Origin of the sequence: Streptomyces sp. NPDC046860, from assembly GCF_040645115.1 — a bacterium.
Classification (GTDB): Bacteria; Actinomycetota; Actinomycetes; order Streptomycetales; family Streptomycetaceae; genus Streptomyces.
On the sequence record NZ_JBEYXQ010000004.1, the window covers coordinates 49,050 to 65,312 of the forward strand.

The 16,263-nt window shown below is 74.3% G+C and carries 11 protein-coding genes; 2 read left to right on the top strand and 9 right to left on the bottom strand.

The genetic code is table 11. The features are described from left to right. Positions 1-5: 5 nt before the first annotated feature. Together ABZ898_RS07775 and ABZ898_RS07780 are read right to left on the bottom strand one after the other, a co-directional pair. Complete coding sequence (locus ABZ898_RS07775) at positions 6-1,598, bottom strand: glycosyltransferase (RefSeq protein ID WP_361653966.1); 1,593 nt, start codon at positions 1,596-1,598, stop codon at positions 6-8. Positions 1,599-1,623: 25 nt separating this feature from the next. Further along, entirely contained in the window at positions 1,624-2,886 is a 1,263-nt protein-coding gene (locus tag ABZ898_RS07780; protein ID WP_361653968.1) for a glycosyltransferase 87 family protein, read from the bottom strand. Positions 2,887-3,040: 154 nt separating this feature from the next. On the opposite strand from ABZ898_RS07780, the gene ABZ898_RS07785 reads away from it, so the two are divergent. Then, positions 3,041-4,618 (top strand): glycosyltransferase family 39 protein, encoded by a 1,578-nt coding sequence (locus ABZ898_RS07785; protein ID WP_361653971.1) that lies wholly within the window; start codon positions 3,041-3,043, stop codon positions 4,616-4,618. Here the strand turns inward: ABZ898_RS07785 and ABZ898_RS07790 are convergent. Next, positions 4,560-5,063, bottom strand: a complete 504-nt coding sequence (locus ABZ898_RS07790; RefSeq protein ID WP_361653974.1) for a MarR family transcriptional regulator — start codon at positions 5,061-5,063, stop codon at positions 4,560-4,562. The genes ABZ898_RS07785 and ABZ898_RS07790 overlap by 59 nt on opposite strands. A gap of 128 nt (positions 5,064-5,191) precedes the next feature. Between ABZ898_RS07790 and ABZ898_RS07795 the strand changes: the two genes are divergently transcribed. Then, positions 5,192-5,605, top strand: coding sequence for an organic hydroperoxide resistance protein (locus ABZ898_RS07795; RefSeq protein WP_361653977.1), 414 nt, complete (start codon positions 5,192-5,194; stop codon positions 5,603-5,605). A gap of 33 nt (positions 5,606-5,638) precedes the next feature. Here the strand turns inward: ABZ898_RS07795 and ABZ898_RS07800 are convergent, their stop codons facing one another. The 6 genes from ABZ898_RS07800 to ABZ898_RS07825 form a co-directional block, all read right to left on the bottom strand. Beyond that, positions 5,639-7,855 carry a CDP-glycerol glycerophosphotransferase family protein gene (locus ABZ898_RS07800; RefSeq protein WP_361653979.1) on the bottom strand — a complete coding sequence of 739 codons (2,217 nt, stop codon included), beginning with the start codon at positions 7,853-7,855 and terminating at the stop codon, positions 5,639-5,641. A gap of 6 nt (positions 7,856-7,861) precedes the next feature. Further along, a complete protein-coding gene (locus tag ABZ898_RS07805) occupies positions 7,862-10,063 on the bottom strand; it encodes a bifunctional glycosyltransferase family 2 protein/CDP-glycerol:glycerophosphate glycerophosphotransferase (protein WP_361653982.1) in 2,202 nt (733 codons plus the stop codon). A gap of 125 nt (positions 10,064-10,188) precedes the next feature. Next, complete coding sequence (locus ABZ898_RS07810; RefSeq protein ID WP_361653984.1) at positions 10,189-12,393, bottom strand: bifunctional glycosyltransferase family 2 protein/CDP-glycerol:glycerophosphate glycerophosphotransferase; 2,205 nt, start codon at positions 12,391-12,393, stop codon at positions 10,189-10,191. Between the two features lie 141 nt (positions 12,394-12,534). Continuing rightward, positions 12,535-13,452 carry a carbohydrate ABC transporter permease gene (locus ABZ898_RS07815; RefSeq protein WP_361653987.1) on the bottom strand — a complete coding sequence of 306 codons (918 nt, stop codon included), beginning with the start codon at positions 13,450-13,452 and terminating at the stop codon, positions 12,535-12,537. Next, positions 13,449-14,729, bottom strand: a complete 1,281-nt coding sequence (locus ABZ898_RS07820; RefSeq protein WP_361653990.1) for an ABC transporter permease subunit — start codon at positions 14,727-14,729, stop codon at positions 13,449-13,451. Before ABZ898_RS07820 ends, ABZ898_RS07815 begins: the two co-directional genes overlap by 4 nt. Positions 14,730-14,799: 70 nt before the next feature. Continuing rightward, the gene (locus ABZ898_RS07825; RefSeq protein ID WP_361653993.1) at positions 14,800-16,179 is read right to left on the bottom strand and encodes an ABC transporter substrate-binding protein; all 1,380 of its coding nucleotides are present in this window, start codon (positions 16,177-16,179) and stop codon (positions 14,800-14,802) included. Positions 16,180-16,263: the final 84 nt, after the last annotated feature.

Consider the following 16,263-nt stretch of genomic DNA (forward strand, 5'->3'; position numbering starts at 1 on the left):
GCTCCTCACCGCAACAGCCTCCGTACCCGCCCCCGGGCCACCCGGGCCGCCCCCGTCGCGCCGGTCGCCACGCGGAGGGAGAGGGCGCCGGAGTGGGTGGCGTAGGGGTGGGCCAGGAGGACGAGGTGGCGGGGGCTGGGCAGGGCGCGTCTGCGGAGGTGGGGGGTGTCCGTGCGGGCGTGGGCGGTGATGTCCCGCTCGGCGCCGTTCTTGAAGTGGACGGTGAGGGACAGGTCCCAGATCCCGGCGCCCAGCGCGCTCAGGTCCACGGCCGTCTCCGCCGTCCACAGGCCGGGCGAGGCGGGGACCAGGGGCAGGGTGATGTGCCGGACCGGGCGGCCGGTCACGCGGTCGAGCCAGCGGGCCGTCACCGCGAGCGGGCCCGCGTCGGCGAGCAGGCCGTACAGCTCGTGCAGGCGCAGCCGGAGCACGGAGAGGCGGGCGCGGGGGAGCAGTTCGGCGTCCATCGCGCAGGGCAGCGCCCCGGTGGGGCAGGTCAGCAGCGGGGTCAGGTCCACGCCGGGGTGCGCGGCCGACCAGACGGGTCCGCCCTCGGGGGTACGGGCGTAGGGCGGCAGCAGGCGGGCCGGGCGGGCGGCCAGCTCCCGCAGCCGGGGCAGGTCGCGCGGCTCGGGCGAGTCCAGCACGAACCGGCCGAGCAGCGTGCCGGGTGCGGCCGGGTCCCGCTCCCAGTCCTCCGCTTCGTACCCGGCGAGGTGGGCGCGGGTGTGGTCCCACCAGGCGCGCCGGTACTCCGCGTCGCGCAGGTCCAGTTCGGCGAGGTACATGCGCAGTTCGTGGTCGAGGAACTTCGCCCTGGCCGCCCGCGCCAGCTCCTCCTCGCCCGCGTCCAGCAGGATCTCGTACGCCTGCGCGCACGCCAGGGTGCGGGCCTGCCAGTTGCCGATGCGCTCGCGGTCCAGCGAGAGCGACAGGTGCCCGGCGGCGCGGCGCACGTGCCACACGTAGACCCGGTCCGGGACGAGCGCGATGCGCGGGGCGGCGGCCAGGACGCGGGCGGTGAAGACGAAGTCCTCGTAGAGGAAGCGGCCGTCGGGGAAGCGGATGCCGTGGGAGCGCAGGAAGTCCGTGCGGTACAGCTTGTTGACGCACAGGGTGTCGTGGACCAGGTGCGGCCGTTCGGCCGGGTGTCCGATGGTGGCCTCGCGCGCGTACAGGGCCGACTGCCAGAGGTGTTCGCGGCCCGAGGGCACCTCCCGGCGCACGCACAGCCCGGCCGCCACCTCGGCCCCGGTCGCGGACGCCGCCCCCAGCAGCGCGTCCGCGGCGCCGGGCGGCAGCAGGTCGTCGCTGTCCAGGAACATGACGTACGGCATGGTCACCGCGTCGATCCCGGTGTTGCGCGGGGTGCCGCAGCCGCCGCTGTTGACGGCGTGCCGGATCACCCGCAGCCGGTCCTCCGAGGCCGCGAGCCGGTCCAGGAGGCCGGCGCTGCCGTCCGTGGAGCGGTCGTCCACGGCGATCACCTGGCCCACGGCGGGGCCCTGGCCGAGCGCCGAGCGCACGGCGTCGGTCACATGGGCGGCGTCGTCGTAGCCGATGACGACGACGGCCACCTGGGGCGCGGCTTCTGACATGGGGTCCATGGTCGGTGCCGGGCCGTCAGGAACGGGTCAAGGCGCGCTCCGGGACCCGGCCGGCGGGGACGGCGCGGGTCGCCGGGAGGCGGACCGGGGGCCGGGTGGAGTTCCACAGCCGGGCGAAGGACAGGACGGCGGCGGCCAGCAGGAGCGCGTTGCGGGCCAGGGTGAGCAGGCAGCCCGTCCAGGTCCCGGCGACGACCTCGCCGTAGGCCAGCGGGAAGATCACGCTGCTCAGCGCCGTCGCGGCCAGGATCAGGACCGCCACCGGACGCTGGCGGGTGTGCCGCGAGGTCAGGCAGACGGCGGCCAGCCCCAGCAGCCAGATCAGGTACTGCGGGCTGATGACCCGGCTGGTGACGGTGAACAGCAGCACCGCCGTGAGCGCCGCGTCGTACGGCGTGGCCGGGCTGAAGTGCCGGGCGCGCAGCCGCCACACGACCAGCAGCGCGAACGCCGCCGCCGTCAGTGCCAGCGACACGGTGGCGACCGTGTGCACGTGCGGGCCGACCAGTTCCATCGAGCCGTACTGGTAGCGGACCCGGCCCGGCCAGCCCGCGTGCCGGGCCAGGTTGAGCGCGGTGCCGCCGAGCGACTCGATCTGCACGCCCCGGCCGCCCTGCTCGCGCAGGAAGCCGAACGGGCCGGTGAACATCGCCGCCAGCACGGCGAGCGACGCGCACCCGGCCGCCGTCGCCCACGACCACGCCGACCGTGTCGCCCGTCCGCGTGACACGCCGAGCAGCACCAGCGCGGGCCACACCTTCACCACCGCGCCGAGCGCCCCGAACACCCCGGCCGCGCGCGGCGACCGGCCGAGCGCCAGCAGGGCGGCGACCCCCAGCGCGGTCACCTGCACGTCGTAGCGCGCCAGCGGCAGATGCAGCAGCAGCGGCAGCCCGCCCACCCACAGCGCGGCGCCGCGCAGGCTGCGCCCGGTGCGCCGCCCGGCGACCGCCAGCGCCGCCGTGACGGCCGCGTCCGCCACCAGCGTCAGCAGCACGAACGCCCGGAAGTACGACAGCCCCGGCAGCAGTCCGGGCGCGAGCAGCACCAGCCCCGCGCCCGGCGGGTACTGCCACAGCGTGTCGTGCGCGGGGAAGGCGCCGTGCGCCAGGACGCCGTACCAGTGGAAGTACAGCCGCCACACCTCGCGCGACACCGATCCGCCGCCCAGCAGACGCGCCGAGCCGAGAGTGAGCAGCCCCAGCATCAGCGCGCGGGTGGCCAGCCAGCCGGCGACGAGGGTGAGGACCGGGCCGGAGGTGACACGGAGACGGTTCATCGCGTGGGAGCCTAATCCGCGCGGATGGTGTATCCATGCCGATACGCCGTCAATGACCGGAAAAGATTGGCTAATCGCAAAAGATCGGGCCGTGGTGAACGTCGGGCCTCTTGTGGAAGCGCAGTCGCCCAGAGCGGCTGGAAGAACGGTTGTCGTGCCGGGCGGCTCGGGCGGACGGCGGACCGGCCGGGTGCCCTGGCGCGTCCGCTGGGGCGCGCCCGTGTGCCTGCCCGCGCTGGTGATGCTCGGGCTCGGGCTCTGGGGCGTGGACCGCGGCGGGATATGGCGCGACGAGGCCGTCACCCTCCAGGTCGCCCGCCGTTCGGTGCCGCAGATCTGGCAGCTCCTGCACGGCGTCGACGCGGTGCACGGCCTGTACTACCTGCTGATGCACGCCGTCCTCGCCCTCCCCGGCGTCCCGTCCGGCGAGGTCGTGCTGCGGCTGCCCTCCGTCTGCGCGGCCGCCGTCACCGCCGCCCTCGTCGGCGAACTGGGCGTCCGCCTGGCCGGACCGCGCGTCGGGCTGTGGGCCGGACTGCTGTACGCCGTCTCGCCGATGGCCGGCCACTACGCCCAGGAGGGCCGCTCCTACGCGCTGGTCGCCGCGGGCGCCACCGGCGCGACCCTGCTGTTCGTCCGTGCCGTGCGCACCGGAGCCTGGCGGGCCTACGGCGCCGTCCTCGCGGCCGCCTGCTGGCTGCACGAGTTCGCCGTGCTGCTGCTCCTCGCCCACGCCGCCACCCTCGCCCTCGCCCGCCCCGGCGCACGCGTGTGGCGGGGCTGGGGGAGCGCGGCCGGGGTCGTGGGGCTCGCGCTGCTGCCGATGGTCGCCGTCTCGCACGCCCAGTCCGCCCAGCTCGCCTGGCTGCGCCCGCCCACCTGGGCGACCGCGCAGGGGCTGCTGCGCTGGTTCCTCGGCCCCGGCGACGGCGTGTACTGGACCTGTCTCGTGCTCGCCGTGCTCGGCCTCACCCAGCTGGCGGCGCCGCCGGGGCGGCTGACCTGCGCCCGGGTGGGCCTGCCGCTGGCGGTGGTGCCGCCCGCCGCGCTGATGCTCGCCTCGCAGGTCTCCCCGCTCTACGTCGACCGCTACGTCCTGTACGCCCTGTCCGGCGCGCCCCTGCTGGTCGCGGCCGGGGCGGACACGGTGGCGCGGGCCGGGGCCCGGCTGCGGCTGCGGGTGCCCCGGCCCCCCGTGCTCGCCCTCACCGGGGCCGCCCTGGCCGTCCTGGCGCTCTGCCTCCAGCTTCCGCTGATGAGCGGCGACCGCGACCCGGCCCGCCGCCCGGACGACCTGGCCGCCACCGCGCGGGTCGCCGCGCGTGCGGTGCGGGCCGGGGAGCCGGTGCTGTTCCTGCCGGTCCAGGCCCGCAACGCCGCCCTCGCCTACCCGCGCGCCTTCGCGGGCGTGCGGGACGTCGCCCTCGACGAGCCGGGCCCCGGGTCCGGGACGCTGTACGGCCGGGAGGCGGACGCGGCGGAGATGAAGCGGCGGCTGGCCGGTCTGGACCGGGTGTGGGTGGTGGCCGACCGGGCCCTGCTGGCCGGGCGGTGGAGCCCGGCGGGCGCCGCCGAGCGGGCCAAACTCGCCGTGCTGACCGAGGAGTTCATGCCCGCCGAGGAAGCGTCCGAGGGGGACGCGGGCGTACGCCTCTACGTCCGCCGGGTCGCCGTCAGTGCCGAGCCTGGTCCTGTTCCAGTTCCCGTGCCGCCGCGTCCAGGGCCCCGGTGAGCAGGTCGAGGCGCGCGCGCAGCTGCTCGATCTCGGCGGGGTCCGCCCCGGTCGCCGCCGCGATCCGCCGGGGCACCTCCAGTGCCCGTTCGCGCAGGGCCGCGCCCTCGCCGGTGAGCGTCACCCGCACCGAGCGCTCGTCGCTCGCGCTGCGTTCCCGGCGCACCAGCCCGGCCGCCTCCAGCCGCTTGAGCAGCGGGGACAGCGTGCCGGAGTCGAGCCGCAGCTGTTCGCCGAGCTGCTTGACCGGCATGCCGTCGCGTTCCCAGAGCACCAGCATCACCAGGTACTGCGGGTAGGTGAGCCCGAGGTCCTTGAGCAGCACACGGTAGACGCTGTTGAACGCGCGGGAGGCGGCGTTCAGGGAGAAGCAGATCTGCCGGTCCAGGCGGAGCCAGTCCGGGTCGGTGGCGGGGGCGGCCGACGGGGTGGGCGAGGCGGTCATGGGCTCCAGGATAGCCAAGCGCCGAGAGTTTGGTTGTGCACAATTTAATTGTGTGCTCTACTCGGAGTCGAGGGCGGCCGGCCTCACGGTCCGCCGCCACCGACTTCCCCGAGAGGACCGGTCTTCCCATGGACGCGCTCTACACCGCCGTCGCCACCGCCACCCACGGCCGCGAGGGCCGCGCCGTCTCCTCCGACGGCCGTATCGACCTGCCGCTGGCCATGCCGGTGGAGATGGGCGGCGACGGCCAGGGCAGCAACCCCGAGCAGCTCTTCGCCGCCGGCTACGCCGCCTGCTTCGGCAGCGCCCTCGGCCTGGTCGGCCGCCAGGCCAAGGTGGACGTCTCCGACGCCGCCGTCACCGCCGAGGTCGGCATCGGCAAGCAGGGCGAGGGCTTCGGCCTGCAGGTGACGCTCCGCGTCGAGCTGCCCGACACCGTGGACCAGGCCACCGGCCGCAAGCTGGTCGAGACCGCCCACCAGGTCTGCCCCTACTCCAACGCCACCCGCGGCAACATCGAGGTCACCCTCGTCGTCGAGTGAGCCCCCGCGGCGCGGGCGAGGGCCCGCGCCGCCTCACGTGGACCGGGTGAGCTGATCGCTCCCCACGGACGGGCCGGGGATGCGCGCCGCCCCGGTGGCGGGCATCGCCTCACCGAGCAGCAGGGTGCGCACCACCCGCTCGGCGGCCCGGCCGTCCTCGAACTCGCAGAACCGCGCCCGGAAGTCGGCCCGCAGCGCCGCCGACTCCCCGTCCCGCCACGCCCCGGACTCGAACAGCCAGGCCAACTCGCGCTCCGAGCGCGTCACATGACCCGGCGGCCGGGCGGTGACGTCCAGATAGGCGCCCCGGCTCGCCCGGAACGTGTCCCAGTCGTCCGCGTGGACGACGATCGGCCGGTCCAGGACGGCGTAGTCGAACATGATCGACGAGTAGTCCGTGACCAGCGCGTCCGAGGCCAGCATCACCTCCGCCGCGTCCGGCTCGTCCGTCGCGTCGACCACCACCCCGCGCCGCGCCAGCTCCGCCAGCCCCGCCCCGCGCGCCGGGCCGTTCGCCAGCGACGGGTGCAGCCGCACCACCAGCGTGTGCCCCTCGCCCAGCCCCGCCGCGAAGCCGGCCAGGCCGATCCGGTCCACGTGCCCGCCCCGCAGGTGGTCCCGGCGGGTCGGCGCGTACAGCACCACCGTGTTCCCCTCCGGGATGCCGTGGCGCCGCCGGAACTCCCGGCCCCGCGAGGAACCCGCGCCGACCAGCGCGTCGTTGCGCGGGCTGCCGGTGCGCACCGAGGTGAAGTGGCAGGGGAAGGCCCGCTCCCACACCAGTTCCGCGTGCCGGTTGGCGACCAGGCCGAAGTCCCAGCGGTCCGCCCGGCGCAGCATCCGGGGCACGTCGAGACCGAGCCGCGCGCCGGGCTTGTCCAGCAGATCGGCGCCCAGGTACTTCAGCGGGGTGCCCTGATGGGTCTGGATGTGCGTCGCGCCGGGACGCTTGACCAGCGCGCCGGGCCAGTTGACGTCGTTGACGAAGAACGCCGCCCGCGCGGTGACCTCCAGATAGCGCCGCGAGCCCAGCAGCACGTGCTCGGTGTCCGGGGGCAGGGCCGCGGCCGTCTCCTCGTCCCGCACCACCCACACCCCGCGCAGCCGCGGCGCGATCACCCGCGCCGCCCGGTACACCGCCGCCGGGTCGCCGAGCATCCCCCGGTGCGAGGACGCCGAGTACACCACGAGCGACTCGTCCAGCGGGCGGCGCGACTGCACCGCCGACCAGCCGCGCCGGGCCCGCCGCGCCGCCGCCGTCCGCACCCGGGCCGCGCGCCGGCCGGCCTCCCGGCCCGCCTGCGCCGCCCGGCGCCGCAGCAGATACGCCCCGTACCCGCCCTCCAGCAGCCGCGTCTCACCCTCCGCGCGGGTGCCCTCCGGCCTGTGCGTACGGAACATCTCCGCCGTGCGATGGAAGAACTCCGCCCTGTCCCCCGGCGGCAGCCGGTCCGGCTTGGCCAGGATGTCCAGGCAGTGCTCGCCCATCTTGCGGTGCAGATACGGCCGCCACCGCCACAGCGCGGGGCGCTCGCCGACGAACGCGAAGACCCGCTCGTACTGCTCGTGCACGTCGAAGTGCTTGCGGCTGGTGGTGGAGAGGATGTTGCCCTGCCTGCGCTGGCGGTAGTGCAGACAGACCTGGTCCAGGGTGGCGATCCGCCCGGCGCTCAGCATCACCGGGAACGTCCACGGGGTGTCCTCGTAGTACCCGGGCGGGAACGCGAAGCCGTGGGCGGTCACGAAGTCGCGGCGGTAGACCTTGTTCCACACCACCATCAGCAGGTCGAGGATCTCCGGCCGCTCGGCCGCCGTGAAGGTGCCGTCCTGAGCCGAGAGCAGATGCGCCAGCACGTTGCGGCGGGTGCCGCCCCACCAGTAGGTGCGCGCGTAGTCGAAGACCAGCACGTCCGGGTCCGCGCTCTCCGCCAGCCGGCCGGCGACGGCCTCCAGGGCGCCCGGGGTGAGGGTGTCGTCGCTGTCCAGGAAGAGCAGGTAGTCGCCGGTGGCGTGCGGCATGCCCGCGTTGCGGGCGCGGCCGAGGCCCACGTTCTCCGGCAGGTGCAGCACCTTCACGCGCGGGTCGCGCTCGGCGTACTCGTCGAGGATCGCGCCGCAGCCGTCCGGTGAGCGGTCGTCCACGGCGATCACCTCCAGGTCGCCGAAGGACTGCCCGAGCACCGAGTCCAGGCACTCGCGCAGGAATCCCTGCACCTTGAAGCAGGGGACGATGACACTGAAGCGGGGCACGGCGGATCAGCTCCTCACGAGGGACGCGGCGGCGGGGGCGGGCACACGCTCTGCGAGCGGCACCACCGGCGGCAGGGCCTCGGGCGGCTCGCCGAGCAGCACCCGCCGTACGACGCGCTCGGCGGCGCGGCCGTCGTCGAACTCGCAGAAACGCTCCCGGAACGCGGCCCGGCGCGCGGCGGACTCCTCGCCCCGGTACTCGCCCTCGCGGAAGATCCGGGCCAGTTCCCCGGACGTACGGGCCACCGGGCCGGGCGCCTCGGCCATCAGGTCGAAGTACACGCCCCGCGTCTCGCGGTAGACCTCCCAGTCGTCCGCGTACACGACGATCGGCCGGTCCAGGTTGGCGTAGTCGAACATGATCGAGGAGTAGTCCGTGACCAGCGCGTCCGCCGCCAGGCACACGTCCTCCGCCGAGCGGTGCGCGGTGACGTCGATGACCCGGTCCGAACCGCGTGCGGTGCCCTGGTCGTAGAAGTAGTGGGCGCGCAGCAGCACCACCACGTCGTCACCGGCCGCGGCACAGAACTCCGCCAGATCCAGGCCGGGTTCGAAGCCGGTGGCGTGGTCGCGGTGGGTGGGCGCGTACAGCACGGCCGTCGCCCCCTCCGGGACGCCCAGCTCGCGCCGGACGCGGGCCACGTCCTCGGCGGTCGCCGTCGCGTACACGTCGTTGCGCGGATAGCCGTACTCCAGATGCTCGTAGGAGCCGGGGAAGGCGCGCTCCCACATCTGCGTGGAGTGCCGGTTGGAGGACAGGTTGAAGTCCCAGCGGTCCACCCGGCCCAGCAGCTTGGCGAAGCTGCCCGAACGCGCGGCCACCACCGGGTACGTCGACTGGTCCACGCCCATCTTCTTCAGCGGCGTGCCGTGCTGGGTCTGCACATGCACACTGCCCGGCCGCTTGACGATCCCCTCGGCGAAGTTGGCGTTGTTCACCAGGTACGTGGCGCGGGCCAGCACCTCCCAGTACTTCCGCGAGCCGATCACCGCGTGCTCCACGCCGTCCGGCACCGTGTGCGCCTGGCCGGCCTCCACCAGGAACACCGACCGGATGTGCGGGGCGAGTTCACGGGCCTTGGCGTGGATCGCGGCCGGGTTGCAGGCGTAACCCCGGCCCCAGTAGGCGCAGTACACCGCGAGGGCGGGATCGAGCGGGCGGCGCAGCGCGCGGGCGTAACGCAGCCGGGTGAGCGGCATGCGCGGACGCGGCAGCCGCGCCGCCACCCCGGCCGCCACCCGGTTGGCCCCGCGCAGCGCGCGGAACGGGGTGTACGCGCCCACCGCGAGCAGCCGGTGCTGGACACCGAGGCTCCCGCCGGGCGGGCGGTACCCGGCCGGGCGGTGCCTGCGGTACAGGCGCCCGGCACGGCGGAAGAACGCCCGGTGCCCCTCGGTCATCCGCTCGGGCCGGGACGCGGTCTTCAGCACCTGCGTGAAGAGCTGCCCGAACAGGGCCCTGGCCCGCTCCGCGGGCAGCGCGCACTCGGCGGCCCGGCGCATCACCCGGTCCACCTGGTCCAGCAGTTCGCGCTGGTGCGCGCCGGGCGCGTTCAGCCTGCTGCCCTGGCGCCGCGCCCGGTGCCGGACGACCGGCCGGCGCAGCACCGCGATCCGGCCGGCGGCGACGGTGACCAGGCCACCCCAGCCGAGGTCGGTGAAGTGACCTTCGGGGAAGGAGAGTTCGTGCTCGGTGAGGAAGGCGCGCCGGTAACAGGAGCTGAAGGCGGGCAGCCGGGCCCCGGTGAGCCAGGGTGCCTCGCCGGGCGTGAAGGCGCCCTTGGGGGCGCCGGCCAGCACGGGCGCGGCCGGACGGGCGGGCTCACCCTCCCACCAGGGCACGCGCTCGTACTCGGCGTGCAGCATGTCGACGCCCGCGGTCTCGGTCAGCCGCCGGTCCAGCGCGGCCAGCGCGCCGGGCAGCATCAGGTCGTCGCCGTCCAGGAACAGCACGTACCCGCCGCGCGCGGCCCGCAGCCCGGCGTTGCGCGCCCCGCCCAGTCCGGCCGACGGCGGTGAGTTCACCGGGAGCACCCGCCGGTCGCGCTCGGCGTACACGGCGGCCACGGCGGCCGCGGGAGCGTCGGGGGAGTCGCAGACCGGGATCAGTTCCAGGTCGCCGAAGGACTGGGCGAGCACCGAGTCCAGGGCCTGCGACAGCCGGCCCGAGACCCCGTGGGAGGGGACGATGATGCTGAAGCGGGGCATGCTGTTCTTTCTGTCGTCTTGCGGCCGCGGCCCGGCCGACCGGCGGGGCGCCAGGTGGACGGCCGGGTCGGCGTGGGCCGCGTCGTGCCGAGGGGCATGGAGACTCCCGGAAGGTTCAACGGTGTTCAGCGGCCCTCGGTGACGGGGAGCGGACCGGAAGGTTGCGGCACGGACGCGAGCGGCGCCCGCACGAGCCCCTCGGCGGCCGGCCGCCCCGGCCCGCGCGCCCCCGGCGCGACCGCCCCGGGCGGGCTCGCCGGCCGGCCCAGCACCACATGCCGGACGACCCGCTCGGCGGCGCCGCCGTCGTCGTAGGGGCAGAAGCGGTCGCGGAACGCGGCCCGCAGCCGGGCCGAGCGGACCCCGCGCCAGTGCCCCGAGCCGAACACGTCGGCCACCTCCCGCTCGGTGCGGGCGAGCGGTCCCGGCGGGCAGGCGAGCAGGTCGATGTAGGTGCCCCGGACCGCGCGGAAGGTGTCCCAGTCCCCGGTGTGCACCACCACCGGGCGGTCCAGCCCCGCGTAGTCGAACATCAGCGGCGAGAAGTCGGTGAGCAGCGCGTCCGAGGCCAGGCACAGGGACGGCAGGTCGGGCCGGCCGGAGACGTCCACGAGCCGGTCGCCGGGGCGCGCCGGGCCGGTGCGGGGGGCGCGGGTCAGGACGGTGAACCGGGGCCCGAGCAGGCGGGCCAGCCGCTCGGGGTCCAGCGGCGGGGTCTGGGTGCGCCGGTGGTCGCGGTGCGCGGGCACGTACAGCACGGCGACCGACCCCTCCGGCACGCCCAGCGACGCGCGCAGCCGGGACACGTCGGCCGGGGTGGCCCGCTTCAGGGCGTCGTTGCGCGGGCAGCCGTACTCCAGCGTGGTGTACGCGCCCGGGTGGACCCGCTCCCAGGTCAGGGTGGAGTGCCGGTTGCCGGAGAGGACGTAGTCCCACTGGTCGACATCGCGCAACTGCCCGGCGAAGTCCGTGCCGTGGGACGCCGCCGGGCGTTCCTGGAGGTCGAGGCCGGTGTGGCCGAGCGGGGTGCCGTAGCGCGTCTGCACGAAGACCTGGCCGGGCCGCTTGACCAGGTCCGGGCCGAAACCGGCGTTGTGCACCAGGTACTTGGAGCGGGCCAGCGCCGTGAAGCGCGCGGCGGTGCCGGGCCGGCCGAGCCAGGCGGTGCGGATGTGCGGGGCGTGCGCGTGGAAGGCGGCCTCCAGCGCGCTCGGGTCGCAGCCGTGGTCCGCGCCCGTCCGGGCGGCGAACAGCGCGCGGTCGGCGCGCAGCGGCAGACAGCGCTGGAGCCGGTAGTGCAGCCGCAGGGCGGCGGCCCGCAGGGCGCGCGCCGACCGCCCGGCCGAGGCCCGCGCGCGGCGCCGGAGGGCGGCGGCGAGGCGCAGCACGCGGAAGGTGCGGTGCAGGCCGTGCCGGACCAGGGTGCGCCGGATGCCGGGCGGCGCCGGGGTGCCGGGGGTGCGGTGACGGCGGCAGTGGGCACGCGCCCGGCGCAGGAACGCGGCGTGGCTGCCGCGCGGGAGCCGGTCCCGGCGGGTGGCGACGGTGGCCAGGTGGTCGAGCATGCGGGCGTACAACTCGGGCCGCCAGCGCTCCAGTTCCGGCCGCTCGGCCAGGTGCGCGAAGACCCGGTCGTACTGGTCGAACACGTCGAAGTGGCGGGGGCTGGTGGTGCGCAGGATGCTGCCCCGGCGGCGCTGGCGGTAGTGCACGCACACCCGGTCCAGCGTGGCGATCGACCCGGCCGTCATCAGCACCGGGAAGGTCCACGGGGTGTCCTCGTAGTAGCCCGGCGGGAAGACGAAGCCCTCGCGGGCCACGAACTCCCTGCGGTACGCCTTGTTCCACGCCACCATCAGCACCCGCAGCAGGTCCGGGCGGTCGGCGAGGGTGAAGGGGGCGGGGCCGTCCTCGGTGAGCCGGTCCGCGAGCCGGTTGCGCAGGGCGGTGCCGTCCCAGTGGGTGCGGGCGTAGTCGTAGACGAGCACGTCCGGGTCGTCGGTCGCCGCGAGGCGCTCGGCGACGGCGGCCAGGGTGCCCGGCGTCAGGGTGTCGTCGCCGTCGAGGAAGATCAGGTAGTCGCCGGACGCCTTCGCCAGCCCCGCGTTGCGGGCCCGGCCGAGCCCGGCGTTCTCCGCGAGGTGCACCGGCCGCACCCGGGGGTCGCGGGCCGCGTACTCGTCGATGATCGCGCCGCAGCCGTCCGGCGAGCGGTCGTCCACCGCGATCAGCTCGAAGTCCGGACACGACTGCGAGAGCACCGAATCCAGGCACTCGGAGAGGTACGCCTGTACCTCGTACGCGGGGACGATGACGCTGAACCTGGGCAAGGCACATCCATGGGTCGGTCGGCGCGGGCCTTCTGCCCGGCAACGGCCGTCCTGGTGACTTGGTTACGGCTCCTACGGCATACGGGGGACACCCGGGGGAGCCGTACATGACTCCCCCGGGCAACACCTGTGCGGACGCGCCTACTTGACCGCGCCCGCCATGACCCCGGAGACGAACTGCCGCTGGAAGGCGAAGAACACCGCCAGCGGGATCACCATCGACAGGAACGCGCCGGGCGCGAGCACGTCGATGTTGTTGCCGAACTGCCGTACCTGGGTCTGGAGCGCCACCGTGATCGGCTGGGAGCCGGACTTGGTGAACACCAGCGCCACCAGCATGTCGTTCCACACCCACAGGAACTGGAAGATGCCGAGGCTGGCGATCGCGGGCGCGGCGAGCGGCATCACCACCCGGGCGAACAGCCGCAGTTCGCCCGCGCCGTCCAGTCGGGCCGCCTCCAGCAGCTCGCGCGGGATCTCCGCGAAGAAGTTCCGCAGCAGGAACACCGCGAAGGGCAGCCCGAACCCGATGTGGAACAGCACCACACCGAGGATCGAGCCGAACAGCCCGATGTTGCCGAAGAGTTCGGCGATCGGGATCAGCGCCACCTGGACCGGCACCACCAGCAGCGCGACCACGCCGAGGAACCACCAGTCGCGGCCGGGGAACTCCATCCACGCGAACGCGTAGGCCGCCAGCGAGCCGATCACCACCACGCCCACCGTCGCCGGCACCGTGATGAGCACGGTGTTCAGCAGGGAGTGGGTGATGTCGCCGTTCTCCAGCAGCTTGCCGTAGCTCTCGAAGGTCAGCTTCGAGGGCTCGGTGAACACCGTCCACCAGCCGCTCGCGTTCATGTCCTCGGGCGAGCGCAGCGAGGAGATCAGCAGGCCGACCGTCGGGACCAGCCAGAACAGGCCCACCACGACGAGGACGAAGCGGACCAGCCCGCCGCCCAGCCCCTCGACCAGCCGGGCGGCCGGCGAGCGCCGGGCCCGTGCCGTGCCCTCGGCGGGCAGCTCACGCACCCGCCCCGCGCTCTCGGTGTGCGCGCTCATCGCCTGCCCTCCCGCCGCAGCCTGCGGATGTTGAACAGCATCACGGGGATCACCAGCAGCAGCAGGAACACCGCGATGGCGCTGGCCACGCCGGGCCGCCCCTCGGAGAAGCCCTTGCGGTACAGCTCCAGCGCCAGCACGTTCGCGTCGTCCTGGGACGAGCCCGGCGCGATGATGTAGACGAGGTCGAACACCTTCAGCACGTTGATCATCAGCGTGACGGTGACGACCGCGAGCACCGGAGCCAGCAGCGGCACGGTGACCTTGCGGAACACCTGCCACTCACTGGCGCCGTCCACCCGCGCCTGCTCCAGCAGTTCCCTCGGCACCCCGGCGAGCCCCGCCGCGATCAGCACCATGGCGAAGCCCGCCCACATCCACACGTAGGAGCCGATGATCGCCGGGGTGACCAGGGCCGGCCCCAGCCAGTCGACGCCGTTGTACGGCTCCTTGAAGTTGGCCGCCGGGAGCCGCAGCCGGGCCCCGTCCGCCGAGGCGGGCAGGGTGAAGGTGCCGTCGGGGGCCGCCTCGGCGGAGGCCACCACCTTGCCGTCCTTCACGGCCTCGACCCGCATCCCGGCGTACCCGACCTCGGCCGGGTCCGGGGCGCCGAGCCGGCCGACGCCCTTGCCGCGGGTGAAGTCCTGCCAGACCGTGCCGGTGACCTTCCCCGGCTCCGGCCGGGCGGCCGCCGCCCTCCGTACGCCGTCCGGCAGCTTGTCCGGGGCCACCCCGACCATGGGCAGCGCGACCGGGCTGCCCGCCTTCACCGGGTCCTTGGTGACGAAGGCCCCGCCCTGGCCCACCAGCGGCGACTCGCGGCCGGGGTGCGCCTTCGGGAACGCCGAGGACTGGGCGAAGGAGTCGTGCACCCCGACCCACACCGCGTTGGCGACCCCCTTGTCCGGGTCCTGGTCGTACACCAGCCGGAAGATGATCCCGGCGGCCAGCATCGAGATCGCCATCGGCATGAAGACGACCAGCTTGAACGCCGTTCCCCAGCGCACCCGTTCGGTCAGCACGGCGAAGACCAGGCCGAGCGCGGTGGACACGGTGGGCGCGAACACCACCCAGATCACGTTGTTCTTGAGCGCGGTGCGGATGCCGTCGTCGGTGAACAGCGCCTGGTAGTTGTCGAATCCGGCGAACTGGCTGCCCGAGGAGTCGTACAGACTGCGGACGACGGAGTACCCGATCGGGTAGAGCACGAGCGCGCCGAGCAGCACCAGGGCGGGCAGCAGGAAGAGCGCCGCCACCGCCTTGCGCGTCCCGGTCACACTCGCGCGGCTCTTCGGCGCGGCCGGGCCCGGAGGGGACCCGGCCGCCGTTGCCGATGCCATGACCGGATCAGCCCTTGTTCCCGTACGCGGCCGCCGCGTCCTTCTCCAGCCTCGCCTGGGCGCCCGCGACGTCCTTCGGGTTCTTCAGGAAGTCCTGGAGGTCCTTCCACTCGCCCTTGCCCGGGGTGCCGCCGAACGCCTGCGGCGCCTGGTCGGACATGTCGAAGCGGAAGTCGTCGCCGGACGCGATCAGCGCCTTGGCGATGGTGCGCTGCGTCTCGTTCGGGTAGGCCGACTCCGGCACGTTCTTGTTGGGCGAGAGATAACCGCCCAGCTTGGCCTGGACGGTCGCCGCGTCCGGGGAGGCCAGGAACGTGGCCAGCGCCTGGGCCGCCTTGGAGTCCTTCAGGATCACCGCAGCGTCACCGCCGGAGACCACCGGCGCGGTCGAGCCGACCGACGGGAACGGGAACGCCTTGGCGTCCGTGCCCACCTTCGCCTTGGTCTCGCCGATGTTGACCTGCGCGAAGTCGCCCTCGAAGACCATGCCCGCCTTCGGCTGGTCGCCGCCGGTGAAGGTCTGCGTCACCGAGGCCGGGAACTCGGTCTGGAGCGCGCCGTCCGAGCCGCCCGCCACATAGTCCTTCTTGCCCCAGATCTGGCCGAGCGTGGTGAGCGCCTGCTTCACCGACGGGTCGGTCCACTTGATCTCGTGCTTGGCGAGCTGGTCGTACTTCTCCGGGCCGGCCTGGGAGAGGTAGACGTTCTCGAACCAGTCGGTCAGCGTCCAGCCGTCCGCGCCGCCCACGGAGAAGGGGGTGACACCGGAGTCGTACACCGCCTGCGCCGCGGTCAGCAGCTCGGCCCAGGTCTTGGGCTCCTTCGCGCCGGCGTTCTCGAACACGGGCGCGTTGTACCAGAACAGCGACTTGTTGGCGGCCTTGTAGTAGACGCCGTACGGCTTGCCGTCGACCTTGCCGATGTCCTGCCAGCCCGCCGAGTAGTTCTTCTGGAGCTCCTTCACGGCTTCCGGGCCGAGCGGCTTGGCCCACTTCTTCTCGACCGCCTGCTTGATCGCGCCCGGCTGCGGCAGCAGCGCCACGTCCGGCGGCTGCCCGCCCGCGATCTTGGAACCGAGGAAGTTGATGATCGGGTCCTGCGCGGGCACGAAGGTCACCTTCGCGCCCGTGCGCTTCTCGAACTCCGCCAGCACCTTCTTGAAGTTCGCCTGCTCGGTGCCGGTCCAGACGGCGGCGACCTCGAGCTCCGCGCCGTCCAGCTTCGGCAGGTTCACGGTGGAGCCGGTGGCACCGCCGCCGCCCTCCTCACCGTCCTTCTTCCCGCCGTCCCCGCCGGAGCAGGCGGTCAGCGTCAGGGCCCCCGCCAGCAGCGCGGCGACGGCGGTGCCGGCCCGGTGCCCTCGGATGGTGTCGCTCGGCTTGCGCATCACTTCCCCGTTCGTCGTTCTCCGTTGAACGCCTGAACTCTGCTTGTGCGCTCCGGTGTACGCCGGGCCGCCCCGGTGCGGCAA

Coding starts and splice junctions, on each gene's coding strand:
- ABZ898_RS07815 (WP_361653987.1), bottom strand. CDS start 13,452: ATGAGCGCGCACACCGAGAGCGCGGGGCGGGTGCGTGAGCTGCCCGCC.
- ABZ898_RS07805 (WP_361653982.1), bottom strand. CDS start 10,063: ATGCCCCGCTTCAGCATCATCGTCCCCTCCCACGGGGTCTCGGGCCGG.
- ABZ898_RS07825 (WP_361653993.1), bottom strand. CDS start 16,179: ATGCGCAAGCCGAGCGACACCATCCGAGGGCACCGGGCCGGCACCGCC.
- ABZ898_RS07790 (WP_361653974.1), bottom strand. CDS start 5,063: ATGACCGCCTCGCCCACCCCGTCGGCCGCCCCCGCCACCGACCCGGAC.
- ABZ898_RS07795 (WP_361653977.1), top strand. CDS start 5,192: ATGGACGCGCTCTACACCGCCGTCGCCACCGCCACCCACGGCCGCGAG.
- ABZ898_RS07775 (WP_361653966.1), bottom strand. CDS start 1,598: ATGTCAGAAGCCGCGCCCCAGGTGGCCGTCGTCGTCATCGGCTACGAC.
- ABZ898_RS07780 (WP_361653968.1), bottom strand. CDS start 2,886: ATGAACCGTCTCCGTGTCACCTCCGGCCCGGTCCTCACCCTCGTCGCC.